Annotated in this window: 12 protein-coding genes; 10 read left to right on the top strand and 2 right to left on the bottom strand. The window is 62.1% G+C overall.

Going from position 1 to position 14,705, the window contains the following annotated elements; genetic code table 11:
- Positions 1-93 precede the first annotated feature (93 nt).
- The 4 genes from KI237_RS21560 (at position 94) to KI237_RS21545 (ending at position 4,202) form a co-directional block, all read left to right on the top strand.
- Positions 94-2,088 (top strand): polysaccharide biosynthesis protein, encoded by a 1,995-nt coding sequence (locus KI237_RS21560; RefSeq protein ID WP_212796972.1) that lies wholly within the window; start codon positions 94-96, stop codon positions 2,086-2,088.
- 114 nt (positions 2,089-2,202) lie between these two features.
- Positions 2,203-2,538: a ComEA family DNA-binding protein gene (locus KI237_RS21555; RefSeq protein ID WP_212796971.1), complete on the top strand. Its 336-nt coding sequence runs from the start codon at positions 2,203-2,205 to the stop codon at positions 2,536-2,538.
- Positions 2,539-2,693: 155 nt separating this feature from the next.
- Entirely contained in the window at positions 2,694-3,347 is a 654-nt protein-coding gene (locus tag KI237_RS21550) for a GntR family transcriptional regulator (RefSeq protein ID WP_212796970.1), read from the top strand.
- 15 nt (positions 3,348-3,362) lie between these two features.
- On the top strand, positions 3,363-4,202 hold the full coding sequence (locus KI237_RS21545; RefSeq protein WP_212796969.1) for an urea carboxylase-associated family protein: 840 nt from the start codon (positions 3,363-3,365) through the stop codon (positions 4,200-4,202).
- A gap of 172 nt (positions 4,203-4,374) precedes the next feature.
- Here the strand turns inward: KI237_RS21545 and KI237_RS21540 are convergent, their stop codons facing one another.
- A complete protein-coding gene (locus KI237_RS21540; protein WP_003183831.1) occupies positions 4,375-4,542 on the bottom strand; it encodes a DUF2897 family protein in 168 nt (55 codons plus the stop codon).
- A 119-nt stretch (positions 4,543-4,661) separates the two neighbouring features.
- Positions 4,662-6,026 carry an ethanolamine permease gene (gene eat / locus KI237_RS21535; protein ID WP_212796968.1) on the bottom strand — a complete coding sequence of 455 codons (1,365 nt, stop codon included), beginning with the start codon at positions 6,024-6,026 and terminating at the stop codon, positions 4,662-4,664.
- A 395-nt stretch (positions 6,027-6,421) separates the two neighbouring features.
- Between eat and kdpF the strand changes: the two genes are divergently transcribed.
- From kdpF to KI237_RS21505, 6 genes are all read left to right on the top strand, one after another.
- Positions 6,422-6,511 (top strand): K(+)-transporting ATPase subunit F, encoded by a 90-nt coding sequence (kdpF, locus tag KI237_RS21530; protein ID WP_032833236.1) that lies wholly within the window; start codon positions 6,422-6,424, stop codon positions 6,509-6,511.
- Between the two features lie 8 nt (positions 6,512-6,519).
- Complete coding sequence (kdpA, locus tag KI237_RS21525) at positions 6,520-8,214, top strand: potassium-transporting ATPase subunit KdpA (protein ID WP_212796967.1); 1,695 nt, start codon at positions 6,520-6,522, stop codon at positions 8,212-8,214.
- 10 nt (positions 8,215-8,224) lie between these two features.
- Positions 8,225-10,279 (top strand): potassium-transporting ATPase subunit KdpB, encoded by a 2,055-nt coding sequence (gene kdpB, locus KI237_RS21520; RefSeq protein WP_212796966.1) that lies wholly within the window; start codon positions 8,225-8,227, stop codon positions 10,277-10,279.
- Positions 10,280-10,518: 239 nt separating this feature from the next.
- Complete coding sequence (gene kdpC, locus KI237_RS21515) at positions 10,519-11,064, top strand: potassium-transporting ATPase subunit KdpC (RefSeq protein ID WP_212796965.1); 546 nt, start codon at positions 10,519-10,521, stop codon at positions 11,062-11,064.
- Positions 11,065-11,242: 178 nt separating this feature from the next.
- Positions 11,243-13,894, top strand: coding sequence for a DUF4118 domain-containing protein (locus KI237_RS21510; RefSeq protein ID WP_212796964.1), 2,652 nt, complete (start codon positions 11,243-11,245; stop codon positions 13,892-13,894).
- Positions 13,895-13,958: 64 nt separating this feature from the next.
- A complete protein-coding gene (locus tag KI237_RS21505; RefSeq protein ID WP_212796963.1) occupies positions 13,959-14,657 on the top strand; it encodes a response regulator in 699 nt (232 codons plus the stop codon).
- The last annotated feature ends 48 nt before the right edge of the window (positions 14,658-14,705 follow it).

The raw sequence follows: 14,705 nt of genomic DNA, 5'->3' as shown, positions 1-14,705 counted from the left end.
TTCTGATGACCGTTTTATCGAGGATGCGCGGCGCCTATACGTTCGATAGGAGCGGATTCGCGACGGGAGTGGCCCAAGGTGCGTAAAGGGTTCATGGATAAGCTAAGAATAGCTTTGCTCGGATTACCAAGACGCCACAAGCGGGCGATCCAGGTGGCGACAGATATCGTCCTTGTCTGGTTCGCCCTGTGGCTTGCGTTCGTCGTTCGGCTCGGTGTCGAGGCATTGGCGAGCCCGATTGAAACGCACCTGTGGCTATTTGGTTCAGCACCGCTGGTTGCCATACCGATCTTCATTCGCTTTGGCATGTATCGCGCCGTCATGCGTTATTTCGGTAACGATGCCCTGATCACGATCTGCAAGGCGGTCAGCCTTTCGGCATTGTTGCTGGCCTTGGTGGTGTATTGGTACAGCAACCACAAGACCGTCGTACCGCGCTCCATCATTTTCAATTACTGGTGGCTCAGCCTGATCATGATTGGCGGCCTGCGCCTGATGATGCGGCAGTATTTCCTGGGCGATTGGTTCGCTGCGGCGCAGCATGTACCCTTTACGAGCCGCGACGATGGCTTGCCCAGGGTCGCGATCTATGGTGCCGGGGCCGCCGGCAACCAACTTGTGGCCGCCTTGCGCATGGGGCGGGTCATGCGACCAGTAGCTTTCATCGACGATGACAGCAGCATTGCCGACCGGGTGATCGCCGGATTGCAGGTCTACGAGCCGAGTAATATCCAGAAGATAATCGATGCAACCGGTGCCCAGGAGATTCTGCTGGCTATCCCGTCATCATCCCGGGGGCGACGCCGGGAAATATTGACGTTGCTCGAGGGTTTTCCGCTGCATGTGCGCAGCGTCCCCGGCTTCATGGACCTGGCCAGCGGCCGGGTCAAGGTCGATGATATTCAGGAGGTGGATATCGCGGACTTGCTGGGACGTGACTCGGTGCCCGCGCAAGCTGATTTGCTTGAACATTGCATCGCGGGCCAATCGGTACTCGTGACCGGGGCGGGCGGCTCGATCGGTTCAGAACTGTGCCGGCAGATCCTGGCGTTGAAGCCGACGACGCTGCTGCTTTTCGAGCACAGCGAGTTCAATCTCTACAGCATCCTGTCCGAGCTGGAGCCCCGGATTGCCCGAGAGTCCCTGTCCGTTCGCCTGTTGCCTATCCTCGGGTCGGTACGAGACCAGGACAAGCTGCTGGATGTGATGAAGACGTGGAGCGTCGACACGGTCTATCACGCCGCTGCCTATAAGCATGTGCCGATGGTCGAGCACAATATCGCTGAGGGCGTCCTCAACAATGTGATAGGTACGTTGAACACCGCGCAGGCCGCGTTGCAGGCGGGCGTGTCGAACTTCGTGCTGATCTCGACGGACAAGGCCGTGCGACCAACCAATGTGATGGGCAGTACCAAGCGACTTGCGGAGTTGACCTTGCAGGCCCTCAGCCGCGAACTGGCACCGGTGTTGTTCGGCGACCAGGCCAATGTTTCACGCGTCAACAAGACCCGCTTCACCATGGTCAGGTTTGGCAACGTACTCGGCTCGTCCGGTTCGGTCATTCCGCTGTTCCACAAGCAGATCAAGTCCGGCGGTCCATTGACCGTCACCCATCCCAAGATCACGCGCTATTTCATGACCATCCCCGAAGCGGCCCAACTGGTGATCCAGGCGGGCTCCATGGGCTTGGGTGGAGATGTCTTCGTGCTGGACATGGGGGAGCCGGTGAAGATTGTCGAGCTGGCGGAAAAGATGATCCACTTGTCTGGCTTGAGCGTGCGTTCGGAAAAGAACCCCCATGGCGATATTTCAATCGAGTTCACGGGCCTGCGCCCTGGCGAGAAGCTGTACGAGGAGTTGCTGATTGGCGACAACGTCGTCGCCACCCAGCACCCGATGATCATGAGTGCAAACGAGGACCACCTTCCTTGGGACACGCTCAAGGCCAAGTTGGCTGAGTTGCTGTCCGCCATTGAGCAGGATGATTACGCCAGGGTCCGCCAGCTACTTAGGGACACTGTCAGCGGTTACGCCCCGGACGGCGAGATTGTCGACTGGATCTACCAGCAACGTCGTCTCGAACCCTGATTGTTACATACGTTGTAACGTACACATTTTTGACAGCGACACCTCATCGCCTAAGTTTGAGAGGCAGCTTCGGAAAAGCTGCTTCTCTCTTAACGATGTCATGGAGCGTCACTTATGCGTACAGGCTATTTCTACTCTTTGATCTTTGCCTTTCTGACCAGCGCCTCGATTGCTGTTATCGCCGCCCCAACGGTCAAGCCCGAGTCCGTCGCTACGCCGCAGGCCGTGGAACAGCCAACCAAAACGCAGAGCGCCAAAGTGGATTTAAACGGGGCGGATGCTGCCACGCTGCAGCGCGAGCTGTCAGGGATAGGGAAGGGCAAGGCCGAGGCGATTGTTGCGTATCGGGAGAGCAATGGGCCGTTCTCTTCGGTGGAAGAGCTGCTGGAGGTCAAGGGGATTGGCAAGGCGATTCTCGACAGGAATCGTGACAAGCTGGAAGTGAATTGAGTTTTTGATTGAAGGAGGCCGGTCGAATTGACTGGCCTTTTTGCTATCTGGTGGGTGCAAATTTTGGACGAGCTCCTGGAAATGTATCCACCATTGGCACAAATAATGATTACCTACAGCCAACCGATTGTTCAACAATCCAAGGCCCTCCCTCCATGACTAACACGCTCTGCCTAGCCGACCAGATCACCCTGGAGCTACGCGCCGACATCATCAGCGGGCGCCTGCTGCCAGGCATGGCGCTGGTGGAGAATAACCTGGTCTCGGCCTACAACGCTTCGCGCAACACCATCCGCGAAGCGTTACACCGCCTGGGCCAGGAAGGGTTGACCTGTTACGTGCGTAACAAAGGCGTGATGGTCCGCAGGTTAGGTGTCGAGGATGTGCGAGATCTGTTCAAGGTCCGTCGCACCTTGGAGCTTCAAGCCATCTTGGGCAGCCAGCCATTGCGCGAGTATCAGTCCGATCGGATGCTCGAAGCCCTCGAGGCTGCGGGTCTGGCTGGGGAGCGTGAAGACTGGCGTTCGGTTGGTACCCATGGCCTGGCGTTCCATCAGCACATCGTCGGATTGATGCGCAGTCCATTACTTGATGACTTTTTCACCAATGTGGTTGCACAACTGCGCCTGGTATTTAGCTCCGCGCCCGATGAGGCGCGTTTCCAAGCGCCGTGGCTAGCGCGTGACCGTTATATCCACGATTGCCTGGCCGACGGCAACAAGCTGGCGGCCCACGACGCGATGAGTCTTTACCTCGACGATTCCGAGCAGTTGCTTGTGCAACTGCTAACACCCACCCATCACCACTGATCAAGGACCCGCGCCATGTACAAAGACTACCCAGCCGCCTACCAGGTCAGCAAAGGCTCGGACAAACCCTTCTACGACCGTATCCGCGCGCAGCAGGACAAACGCACCCTGATCGAGCAGTTCGAAGTCCCCATCCGCACCGGCCGCGCCTGGCACGTACCCGCTGGTCACGTGTTCCGCGTCACGACCCCGGTGGGTCCGCAGGTAGGGGACTTCAATGTCTGGAACGCCCATGACCCGCGGGAGCGGCTGTGGGCGGCGCGCACGCGTCAGCTTCAGGGCGCTCACGTCAGCACCCATGATCGGTTGTGGTCGAACCTGCCATTTCTGCGGCCCTTGGTGACCATCACCGATGACAGCCTGGCCGGCTACGGCATCGATGAGCACGGTGGACGGCTGCACGACCTGCTGGGGACGCGTTGTGATCCGTACGTGAACAAGATGCTGACCGGGGAGGATTTCCATCATCACTGCCACTCGAACCTGACCCGTGCGGTGTTGCCCCACGGCCTGACAGAGTTCGATGTGCATGACGTGCTGAATATTTTCCAATGCACCGGACTTAATCATGACGACATGTATTTCATGAAGGCCTGTCCGGCGCAGAAGGGCGATTACCTGGAGTTCTTTGCCGAGATCGATCTGTTGTGCGCCTTGTCCACCTGCCCGGGTGGTGACCTGTCGCTGGCGATGTGGGGGCCCGATGCGCAGGATCCCCTTAGCGTCTGTCGCCCGTTGGGTGTGGAGATCTATCGGTTGGAGGATTCATTGCTGCAGGGGTGGAGCCAACCTGAGCGGGCGGCCTACAACGGGTTGCATGGCTTGCACATCGCCAAGGCGGATTGGGAAAAGTGATGCAGGTGCTGGCTTTTTGTGGCGAGGGGATTTATCCCTGCTGGGGCGCGCAGCGGCCCCTTTCAAAAGCCCACCCAGTTGATCAGACACACCGGGTGGCAGGTTTTGGGGTTGCTGCGCAGCCCAGCGGGGATAAATCCCCTCGCCACAAAAGTGTTAGGCCGGGCAGCAATCAGCGATCCTTGGCCTCCTTCGCATCCATTTCCGCATTGCGCTCGGCAACACGCTTGCGTTGCTCATCGGTCAACTCGACCTTGTTGGCGGTGTCGCGCAGCATCATCAGACCACCCACGATCGAGCCGATGGCGACGATCAGGATTAACCAGGCATACCAGGGCATAGGGCTCTCCTTGAGGGGGCATGGACGGGCGAACATTTCGCCGATCCATTGCCCCTACCACTTATGAGCGAAGGTTGCTCGCAGTGGTTCAATACTACGCCCGTTCGGTCCGCTTCACCTCAAAGCCCGGTCAGCATCGCATCGGCGGGAGCGTCTGCGCGCAGTTGTGCGGTGAGGATGAAGTAGACGAAACCCACCGCCATGAAGCCGAGGAAGATCAGCCCGATCAGCGCGTTGAACCAGGCCATCGCCACCAGGCATACCACTGCCAGTACCAGGGCTATGCCTGGCACGATCGGATAGCCCGGTGCGCGGAAAGTACGTTCCAGGTTGGGTTCGGTTTTACGCAATTTGAACAGGCTGAGCATGCTCATGATGTACATGACGATGGCGCCGAACACCGCCATGGTGATCATCGCCGCCGTCAGGGTCATGCCGCCCAGGTTGATCAGGCCGTCGCTGTAGATCGCCGCGATGCCGATCAGCCCACCGGCGATGATGGCCCGGTGCGGCGTCTGGAAACGTGACAGTTTGGCCAGGGAGGCGGGCAGGTAGCCGGCGCGGGCCAGTGCGAAGAACTGCCGCGAGTAGCCGAGGATAATGCCGTGGAAACTCGCCACCAGGCCGAACAGGCCGATCCACACCAGCATGTGCAGCCAGCCGGAGCTTTCACCAACCACGGTTTTCATGGCTTGGGGCAGGGGGTCGTTGATGTTCGACAGGGTGCGCCAGTCGCCGACGCCGCCGGCAAAGAACATCACGCCCATCGCCAGGACTACCAGGGTCAAGATGCCGCTGATGTAGGCTTTGGGAATCGTGCGTTTCGGATCCTTGGCCTCTTCGGCGGCCATGGCCGCGCCTTCGATGGCCAGGAAGAACCAGATGGCGAAGGGAATCGCGGCGAACATCCCGGCAATGGCCGGTGCGCCAAATACATCGGAGCCCGCCCAGCCGTTCAGGGCAAAGCTGCTGAAGCTGAACGCCGGGGCCACGACGCCCATGAACACCAGCAGTTCGACCACCGCCAGTACGCAGACAATCAGCTCGAACGTCGCGGCCAGCTTGACCCCGAGGATGTTCAGCCCCATGAACACGATATAGGCGCCGACTGCTGCGTGTTTCGGGTCCAGGGCCGGGAACTGCACGTTCAGGTAGGCGCCGATGGCCAGGGCAATGGCCGGCGGGGCGAAGACGAATTCGATCAGCGTTGCCAGCCCGGCGATCAATCCGCCTTTCTCACCAAAGGCCCGACGGCTATAGGCAAACGGCCCGCCGGCATGGGGAATGGCGGTGGTCAGTTCGGTGAAGCTGAAAATGAAGCAGGTGTACATGGCCGCCACCATGAAGGACGTCACCAAAAAGCCCAGTGTTCCGGCCACGCCCCAGCCGTAGCTCCAGCCGAAATACTCGCCGGAAATCACCAGGCCGACGGCAATGCCCCATAAATGCAGGGTGCCCAGGGTTGGTTTGAGTTGTGTGTTCATCGGTGGCTCCCCTCGATCCATAGCAAAAGCGCTGGGGAGGGGCAGTGCAGTGGGCGTGCCATTGTCGTGACAGCCGTCGTAATGGGTGAAATCGTGTCGTATCGGGGATGTTCGCCACCGGATGGCTTGGTTTTATGCCCCAGTTCAGAGCATTGGTGCCTGGTGTGGCCTTATCGCGAGCAAGCTCGCTCCCACAGGGAATCTTCAATGGGCGCAAATTCTTTATTCGCAGCAAATCCAATCTGGGAGCGAGCTTGCTCGCGATAAGGCCAGTCCAGCCAACACTTTTTACGAATTCTTTATCCCTCAGCCCCGCTCTCGATCTCGTTCCTTTACAGCCTCCCTGCCGACAATCACTCCACACACGGCACGACGCCGTACCACGGAGAAATCCCATGAGTGTTCTGGACGGGGTGTCGCTGCTGCTGGCAGGGGCGCTGTTCATTTATCTGCTGGTTGCGCTGTTGCGCGCCGATCGGAACTAGGAGCGGCTATGCACGGTTATGACTATGGGCTGATCCTCGGCTTTTTTGCCCTGGTGCTGATTCCGGCACCGTTTCTGGGGCGTTTTTACTACCGGGTGATGGAAGGCCAGCGCACTTGGCTTTCACCGATCCTCGGCCCGGTGGAGCGCGGTTGCTATCGCCTGGCCGGTGTCGATTCCACTGCCGAGCAGAGCTGGCAGAAATACACCCTGGCCTTGCTCGCCTTCAACCTGGCGGGTTTTTTCTTGCTGTTCGCCATTCTCCTGCTGCAGGGACACCTGCCGCTCAATACCGAGCAACTGCCCGGCATGGAGTGGACGCAGGCTTTCAACACGGCCGTGAGTTTCATGACCAACACCAACTGGCAGTCCTACAGCGGTGAAGCGTCCCTGAGCTACCTGAGCCAGATGGTCGGCCTGACCGTGCAGAACTTTGTCAGCGCCGCCACCGGCCTGGCCGTGCTCGTGGCGCTGTGTCGCGGCATCGGGCGCAAGTCCGCCGCGACGCTGGGTAATTTCTGGGTCGACATGACCCGCGCCACCCTCTATGGGCTGTTGCCGCTGTGCCTGCTGCTGGCGTTGTTGCTGGTCTGGCAGGGCGTGCCGCAGACCTTCGCGCATTACGTGCACGGGGTCACGCTGCAGGGCGTCGACCAAGTCATCCCACTGGGGCCGGCCGCCAGCCAGATCGCGATCAAGCAACTGGGCACCAACGGCGGTGGTTTCTTCGGCGTCAACTCGGCGCACCCGTTCGAGAACCCGACGGCCTGGAGCAACCTGTTTGAACTCGCTTCGATCATCCTGATTCCCGCCGCGCTGGTGTTCACCTTCGGTCATTACGTCAAGGACCTGCGCCAGAGCCGGGCGATCATCGCCTGCATGCTGGCCTTGTTCCTGATCGGCGGCGCGACGTCACTGTGGGCCGAATACCAACCGAACCCGGCCCTGACCAACGCGGCCGTCGAGCAAACTGCGCCGCTGGAAGGCAAGGAAGCACGCTTCGGCACCACCGCCACGGTGCTGTGGTCAGTGACCACCACGGCGGCCTCCAACGGCTCGGTCAACGCCATGCACGACAGCCTCAACCCGCTCAGTGGCATGGTGTCGCTGGTGAACATGATGGTCGGCGAAGTGATCTTCGGCGGCGTCGGGGCCGGGCTCTACGGCATGCTGTTGAACGTGCTGATCGCGGTGTTCCTGGCCGGCTTGATGATCGGTCGCACCCCGGAATACCTGGGCAAGAAGCTCGGCGCCCGGGAGGTGCAACTGTTGGTGGCAACCCTGCTGGTGATGCCCGTGAGCGTGCTGGTGCTGGGTGCCGTCGCCGCGAGCCTGCCCGGCCCGGCCGCTGCGGTGAGCAACCCGGGTGCCCACGGTTTCAGCCAGTTGTTGTACGCCTACACCTCGGCGGGCGCGAACAACGGTTCGGCATTCGCCGGGTTCGGCGCCAACACGCCTTTCCACAACCTGATGTTGGGCCTGGGCATGTTGATCGGCCGGTTCGGCTACATCCTGCCGGTGCTGGCGTTGGCCGGCAGCCTCGCCTTGAAGAAGACCGCGCCGATTGGCCAGAACAGCTTTCCCACCCACGGCCCGCTGTTCGTGACCCTGTTGACCGTGACCATTTTGCTGGTGGGCGGCTTGACCTTCCTGCCGACCCTGGCACTGGGGCCGATTGCCGAACACCTGAGCATGGGCTTCTGAGGACCTGATGATGAATATGCCGATGAGCAAAACCGTCGCCGCCAAGGCGCCGGAACAACCGAAGACCCACCTGTCGGCCCTCTGGCGGCCGGCGCTGGTGCAGGCCTTCGTCAAGCTTGATCCACGCCAGTTGTACCGCGCGCCAGTGATGCTGGTGGTGGAGCTGACCGCGATCCTCACTACCGTGTTGTGCTTCATCCCCGACAGTGCCGTGCCGACGTTCGTGGCCGCGCAAATTGCCCTGTGGCTGTGGTTCACCGTGCTGTTCGCCAACTTCGCCGAAGCATTGGCCGAAGGCCGCGGCAAGGCCCGGGCCGACAGCCTCAAGGCTGGCAGCGAAGGCCTCAACGCACGTCGCCAGACCGCCACCGGCTTTGAAATCGTCCCCGCCACCCGTCTGCGCAAAGGCGATGTGGTGCGCGTCGAGGCCGGCGACATGATCCCCGGCGACGGTGAAGTGATCGACGGCATTGCTGCGGTCAACGAGGCGGCGATCACTGGCGAATCGGCGCCGGTCATCCGCGAGTCCGGCGGCGATCGCTCGGCCGTCACCGGCAATACGCGGCTGGTCTCCGACTGGCTGCTGATACGCATCACCAGCAATCCCGGCGAGTCTACCCTGGACCGCATGATCGCCTTGGTCGAAGGTGCCAAGCGCCAGAAAACCCCGAACGAGGTGGCGCTGGACATCCTGTTGATCGGCCTGACGCTGATCTTCCTGTTGGTGGTGGTGACGCTGCAACCGTTCGCCCATTTCGCCAACGCCAAGCTGCCGCTGGTGTTTCTGGTGGCGCTGCTGGTCACCTTGATTCCCACCACCATCGGCGGGCTGCTGTCGGCCATTGGCATCGCCGGGATGGACCGGTTGGTGCGCCTGAACGTGATCGCCAAATCCGGCCGTGCGGTCGAAGCGGCGGGGGACGTGCATGTGCTGATGCTGGACAAGACCGGCACCATCACCTTTGGCAATCGTCGCTGTACAGCGGTCTATGCCGCTCCAGGGGTTAGCACCCAAGAGCTGGCCGAAGGCGCGCTGTTCGCTTCGTTGGCCGATGACACGGCTGAGGGTAAGTCTATCGTCGAGTACCTGCGAGGTTTGCATGCGCAACCCGAACCCAGCCTCGACGCGTTGACCGCGGTGCCGTTCAGTGCAGAAACCCGGTTATCTGGCGTCGATTATCAAGGGCGCGTTTATCGCAAGGGCGCCGTGGATTCGTTGCTGAGCTTTATCGGTCTGGCGAAAACCGAGTGGCCTTCAGCACTGGCGCGGGAGGTCGACAAGATTGCCCAGAGTGGTGGCACGCCGTTGCTGGTGTGCGTGGACGGTAAGCTGCTCGGCGCTATCCATCTCAAGGACGTGGTCAAGCCCGGCATCCGTGAGCGCTTTGCTGAGCTGCGCAAGCTGGGGATCCGCACGGTGATGGTCACCGGCGACAACCCGTTGACCGCCGCGGCGATTGCCGCCGAGGCCGGTGTCGATGACGTGCTGGCGGAGGCCACGCCGGAGAAAAAACTCGCGCGTATCCGTCATGAGCAAAATGACGGTCGGCTGGTGGCCATGTGCGGCGACGGCGCCAACGACGCCCCGGCCCTGGCTCAGGCCGATGTCGGCATGGCGATGAATGACGGCACCCAGGCCGCGCGGGAAGCGGCCAACATGGTCGACCTCGACAGCGACCCGACCAAACTGCTGGATGTGGTGCAGATCGGCAAGGAACTGCTGGTGACCCGTGGGGCGCTGACCACCTTTTCCATCGCCAATGACATCGCCAAGTACTTCGCGATCCTGCCGGCGCTGTTCGCCTCGATTTATCCACAGCTCGGCGTGTTGAACGTGATGCACCTGAGCAGCCCGCAGAGCGCGATTGTGTCGGCCATTGTCTTCAACGCCCTGATCATCGTCGTGCTGATCCCCCTGGCCCTGCGCGGTGTGCGCGTGCAAGCGGCAAGCGCGGCGGCGCTGTTGCGACGCAATCTGCTTATTTATGGCCTGGGCGGGATCGTGGTGCCGTTCGTGGGGATCAAGGCGATCGATATGTTGCTGACGGCGTTGCACCTGGTTTGAGCCTGACGTGCGGTGAGCCAATTTTTGTTGCAGGAAGATTGCTCCCGCCGGGCTGTGTAGGAGCTCTGTAGGAGCTGTCGAGTGCAACGAGGCTGCGATCTTCCCCCAGACACTTGAATCCCAAGCGAAAGATCAAGATCAAGATCAAAAGATCGCAGGCTTCGCCAGCTCCTACAGAGCCCAGCGCGAGCAAGTTCCTTGCCCGGAAGTTTAGCTGTTTCTTATTCGAGGATTTTCAAATGTCCACTCTGATTCGCCCGGCCTTGAGCCTGTTATTGCTGATGACCCTGCTCACCGGTGTCGCGTACCCGCTGGTGGTCACCGGCGTGGCGCAAGTCGCCTTTCCCGTCCAGGCCAATGGCAGCCTGATCGTCGATGCCGCTGGCAAGGTCCGTGGCTCGACGCTGATCGCCCAGGATTTCACCGGTGATGCCTGGTTTCATCCACGGCCGTCGGCCGGTGCCTTCGCCACGGTTGCCAGCGGCGCCAGCAATCTTTCCCCGAGCAATCCGGCCCTGGCGACGCGGGTGATCGAGGCGGCCCAGTCTCTCCAGGTCAAAAGCCAGGGCCCGGTGCCGCTGGCGTTGCTGACCACCTCCGGCAGTGGGCTGGATCCGCACTTGCCTCCGGCGGCGATTGCCTATCAACTGGCGCGTGTCGCCGCGGCGCGCAACCTGCCGGTCTCGACCCTGCAGCAACTGCTCAATGACAACACCGAGCGACCCTGGGTGGGCCCGCCAGTGGTGAATGTGCTGGCGCTGAACCTGGCCCTGGAAAAACTGTAGACCCCTGAGGGTGCAAAGCCTGCTGCAGCAAAGCCTGTGGGAGCAAAGCTTGCTCGCGATGAACGATAACGCGGTTCATCAGTTGAACCGTGTCGCCTTGATCGCGAGCAAGCTTTGCTCCCACAGGTCCGGTTCCCCACAGGGTGTTTGATCAATATTTGAAAGAGATTTCCACGCCATGAGCGACTCCGGCCGCGCCGACGCACTGTTAGCCAATCTGCCCCGCAACGACCGTGGCCGGCTCAAGGTCTTCCTGGGTGCGGCGCCCGGTGTCGGCAAGACCTACGCCATGCTGCAAGCGGCCCACACTCAAGTACGCCAAGGCGTGAACGTCGTCGCCGGGGTGGTGGAAACTCACGGTCGTACCGAAACCGAAGCACTGCTCGGCGGCCTGGCGCAGCAACCTTTGGTGCGCTCGGAGTATCGCGGTGTGATGCTTGAGGAAATGGACCTCGACGGCTTGCTCGCCGCCCGGCCGCCCCTGGTCCTGGTGGACGAACTGGCCCACAGCAACGCCCCCGGCAGTCGTCATGCAAAGCGCTGGCAGGACATTCAAGAGCTGCTCGCGGCAGGTATCGACGTCTACACCACCGTCAATGTCCAGCATCTGGAAAGCCTCAACGATCAAGTGCGTGGTATCACCGGTGTGCAGGTGCGCGAGACGTTGCCCGATTGGGTCCTGCAGGAGGCCGATGAACTGCTGCTGATCGACCTGCCTCCCCGTGAGCTGTTGGAGCGCCTGCGCGATGGCAAGGTCTACGTGCCGGAGCAGGCCCGGGCGGCGATCGATGCGTTTTTCACCCAGACCAACCTGACCGCGTTGCGTGAGCTGGCCATGCAGACCGCCGCCGCCCAGGTGGACAACGATTTGGCCCAGGGTTATCGACAATTGGGCCAGGCCGCGCCGGCAGTGCGCGGACGCTTGCTGGTGGGGGTGGACGGTGACGTGCAGGCCGAACGCCTGGTGCGCCATGCCAGCCGCGTTGCACAGCGTCGGCATCTGCCGTGGAGCCTGGTGCATGTGGACAACGGCCGTGCCCGTGACGAGCCCTCGCGCCAGCGCCTGCAGAATGCCCAGCAACTGGCCGAACGCCTCGGTGGCGAAGTGGTGCTGCTGCGGGCCGGTGAAGTGGCCAGGACGCTGATTCAGCATGCCAGCGAACGGCGCGCTACCCTGGTGCTGGTGGGCCAGTCTCGACCACGCCTGCGCCGACGGCTGTTTGGCGGCGGCCTCGCGTCGCGCCTGCTGCGCGATGCCCGGGGCCTGGAAATCAACGTGCTGGACAGCGATGAACAGCCCCGTCCCGCCCGCGTGCGTTCGAACGCCGTCCAGACTGGGTTCGATTATGTGCTGGCGCTGACGGCGACTGTGGCGGCCAGCGCGTTGGCCTGGGGTATTTCAGGGTGGCTGGCGTTGCCCAATATCTCCCTGGTGTTCCTGATGGCGGTGTTGCTGGTGGCGGTACGCAGCAGCCTCGGCCCGGCGCTGGCCTGCGCGGCGCTGTCGTTCCTGGCCTATGACTTCCTGTTCATCCCGCCGAATTTTTCCTTCACCATCCAGCGCGAAGAAGACGTGCTGACGCTGGTGTTTTTCCTGCTCATGGCCGCCCTGACTGGCAACCTTGCCGCGCGCCAGCGTCGTCAGTTGCAGGCCCTGCGCGACACCCAACAGGAAACCGGCGAACTGCTCGACCTGTCTCGCAAACTCACGGCCGCCACCGACCGCCAGGCGGTAATCAGCGCCGCCGCGCAGCACCTCAACGGGTGGCACGACTTGCAACTGTGCCTGCTCAACCGCGACAGCCAGGGCGGTTGGAAAATCGAGAGCGGTGAGCCGTTGACGTTCACCGAGGCCGAGCGCGCCGCGGCCGATTGGTCCTGGCAGCACGATCAGCCGGCTGGCGCGGGTACCGGAACACTGCCGTCCGGACGTTGGTGGTGGTGGCCATTGTCGGCGGAGGGCGGGCCGTTGGCCCTGTTGGGCGTATGCCCGAAAGAAGGCAAGCCGCTGAGTGGCCAGCGCCGGCGTTTGCTGGCGGCCCTCAGTCAACCCTTGGCCCAGGCGCTGGCCCGGGCGCAACTGGCCCAGGACCTGGAAGCTGCGCGCCTGCACGGTGAAACCGAACAACTGCGCAGCGCCTTGCTGGCTTCAGTGTCCCACGATCTGCGCACACCGCTGACCGCGATGCGCGGCAGCATCGACAGCCTGCTGGCGCTGGGGGAGGCGATCCCACTGGCCGATCGCCGTGAACTGCTTGAAGGCACCCGCGATGAGGCTGAGCGGCTGGATCGCTATATCCAGAACCTGCTGGACATGACCCGTCTTGGCCACGGGGCCCTGAAGCTGGCGCGAGACTGGGTGTCGCCAGCCGATATCGTCGGCAGCGCGCTGAACCGCCTGCGGACGGTGTTGGTACCGCTGGCGCTCAATGTCGAGGTGCCCGCTGAATTGCCCTTGCTTTACGTCCATGCGGCGTTGATCGAACAGGCCCTGGTGAACGTGCTGGAGAACGCCGCGCGATTCTCGCCGGCCCAAGGGCGGCTGCTGCTGAGCGCCGGGGCGACCGACAGCGAAGTGTTTTTTGCCGTGGCTGACGAGGGCCCCGGGATCCCTGAACAAGAGCGAGAGAAAATCTTCGACATGTTCTATACCGCCGCCCGCGGTGACCGGGGCGGGCAGGGCACGGGGTTGGGATTGGCCATCTGCCAGGGCATGGTCGGGGCCCATGGTGGGCGAATCAGCGTGGCCGATGGCCTCGAGGGTCGCGGCACCTGCATCACGTTGCACCTGCCCTTGCAGGCACAACCGGGCATGGACGATGAAGCTTGAGCGGCGCTGGGTTACTCTCGTCCTACTTGCTTGCCTTTTCACCTGATTGCAACGAACGAACCCCATGAGCCAGACCGCGACCCTTTTGGTCATTGATGACGAGCCGCAGATCCGCAAGTTCCTGCGCATCAGCCTGAGTTCCCAAGGTTACAAGGTGCTGGAAGCCGGCACCGGCGCTGAAGGGCTTGCCCAGGCGGCGCTGAACAAACCCGATCTGCTGGTGCTCGACCTGGGCCTGCCGGACATGGATGGCCAACAGGTGTTGCGCGAGTTTCGCCAATGGTCGACGGTGCCGGTGCTGGTGCTCTCGGTACGGGCCAGCGAAGCGCAGAAGGTCGAGGCGCTGGACAACGGCGCCAATGATTACGTGACCAAGCCGTTCGGCATCCAGGAATTTCTCGCCCGCATCCGCGCGTTGTTGCGCCAGGCCCCGGCAGGCGAGCCACAGGAAGCCGCGCTGAAGTTCGGTCCGCTGACGGTGGACCTGGCGTATCGACGGGTGCTGCTGGACGGCAGCGAAGTGGCCCTGACTCGAAAGGAGTACGCCGTGCTGGCGCAACTGGCGCGACACCCGGGGCGGGTCATTACCCAGCAGCAACTGCTCAAGGACATCTGGGGCCCGACCCACACCGACGACACTCACTACCTGCGGATCGTGGTCGGTCACCTGCGCCAGAAACTGGCCGACGACCCGACCCGACCGCGATTCATTGCGACCGAGGCGGGGGTGGGGTATCGGTTGTTGGGGGAGGGTGGGCTTTAGTGCTGTGTTGTCCGGCCTGCCGCCATCGCGAGCAGGCTCGCTCCCACA

This window comes from Pseudomonas sp. St316 (assembly GCF_018325905.1).
GTDB lineage: Bacteria > Pseudomonadota > Gammaproteobacteria > Pseudomonadales > Pseudomonadaceae > Aquipseudomonas.
Note: the sequence above shows the minus strand (reverse complement) of the source record. Positions and strands in the feature narration are given on the sequence as shown.

Excerpts from the sequence above, each read along its gene's own strand:
- KI237_RS21560 (WP_212796972.1), top strand. The coding sequence starts at position 94 with ATGGATAAGCTAAGAATAGCTTTGCTCGGATTACCAAGACGCCACAAG.
- KI237_RS21555 (WP_212796971.1), top strand. The coding sequence starts at position 2,203 with ATGCGTACAGGCTATTTCTACTCTTTGATCTTTGCCTTTCTGACCAGC.
- KI237_RS21550 (WP_212796970.1), top strand. The coding sequence starts at position 2,694 with ATGACTAACACGCTCTGCCTAGCCGACCAGATCACCCTGGAGCTACGC.
- KI237_RS21545 (WP_212796969.1), top strand. The coding sequence starts at position 3,363 with ATGTACAAAGACTACCCAGCCGCCTACCAGGTCAGCAAAGGCTCGGAC.
- KI237_RS21540 (WP_003183831.1), bottom strand. The coding sequence starts at position 4,542 with ATGCCCTGGTATGCCTGGTTAATCCTGATCGTCGCCATCGGCTCGATC.
- eat (WP_212796968.1), bottom strand. The coding sequence starts at position 6,026 with ATGAACACACAACTCAAACCAACCCTGGGCACCCTGCATTTATGGGGC.
- kdpF (WP_032833236.1), top strand. The coding sequence starts at position 6,422 with ATGAGTGTTCTGGACGGGGTGTCGCTGCTGCTGGCAGGGGCGCTGTTC.
- kdpA (WP_212796967.1), top strand. The coding sequence starts at position 6,520 with ATGCACGGTTATGACTATGGGCTGATCCTCGGCTTTTTTGCCCTGGTG.
- kdpB (WP_212796966.1), top strand. The coding sequence starts at position 8,225 with ATGAATATGCCGATGAGCAAAACCGTCGCCGCCAAGGCGCCGGAACAA.
- kdpC (WP_212796965.1), top strand. The coding sequence starts at position 10,519 with ATGTCCACTCTGATTCGCCCGGCCTTGAGCCTGTTATTGCTGATGACC.
- KI237_RS21510 (WP_212796964.1), top strand. The coding sequence starts at position 11,243 with ATGAGCGACTCCGGCCGCGCCGACGCACTGTTAGCCAATCTGCCCCGC.
- KI237_RS21505 (WP_212796963.1), top strand. The coding sequence starts at position 13,959 with ATGAGCCAGACCGCGACCCTTTTGGTCATTGATGACGAGCCGCAGATC.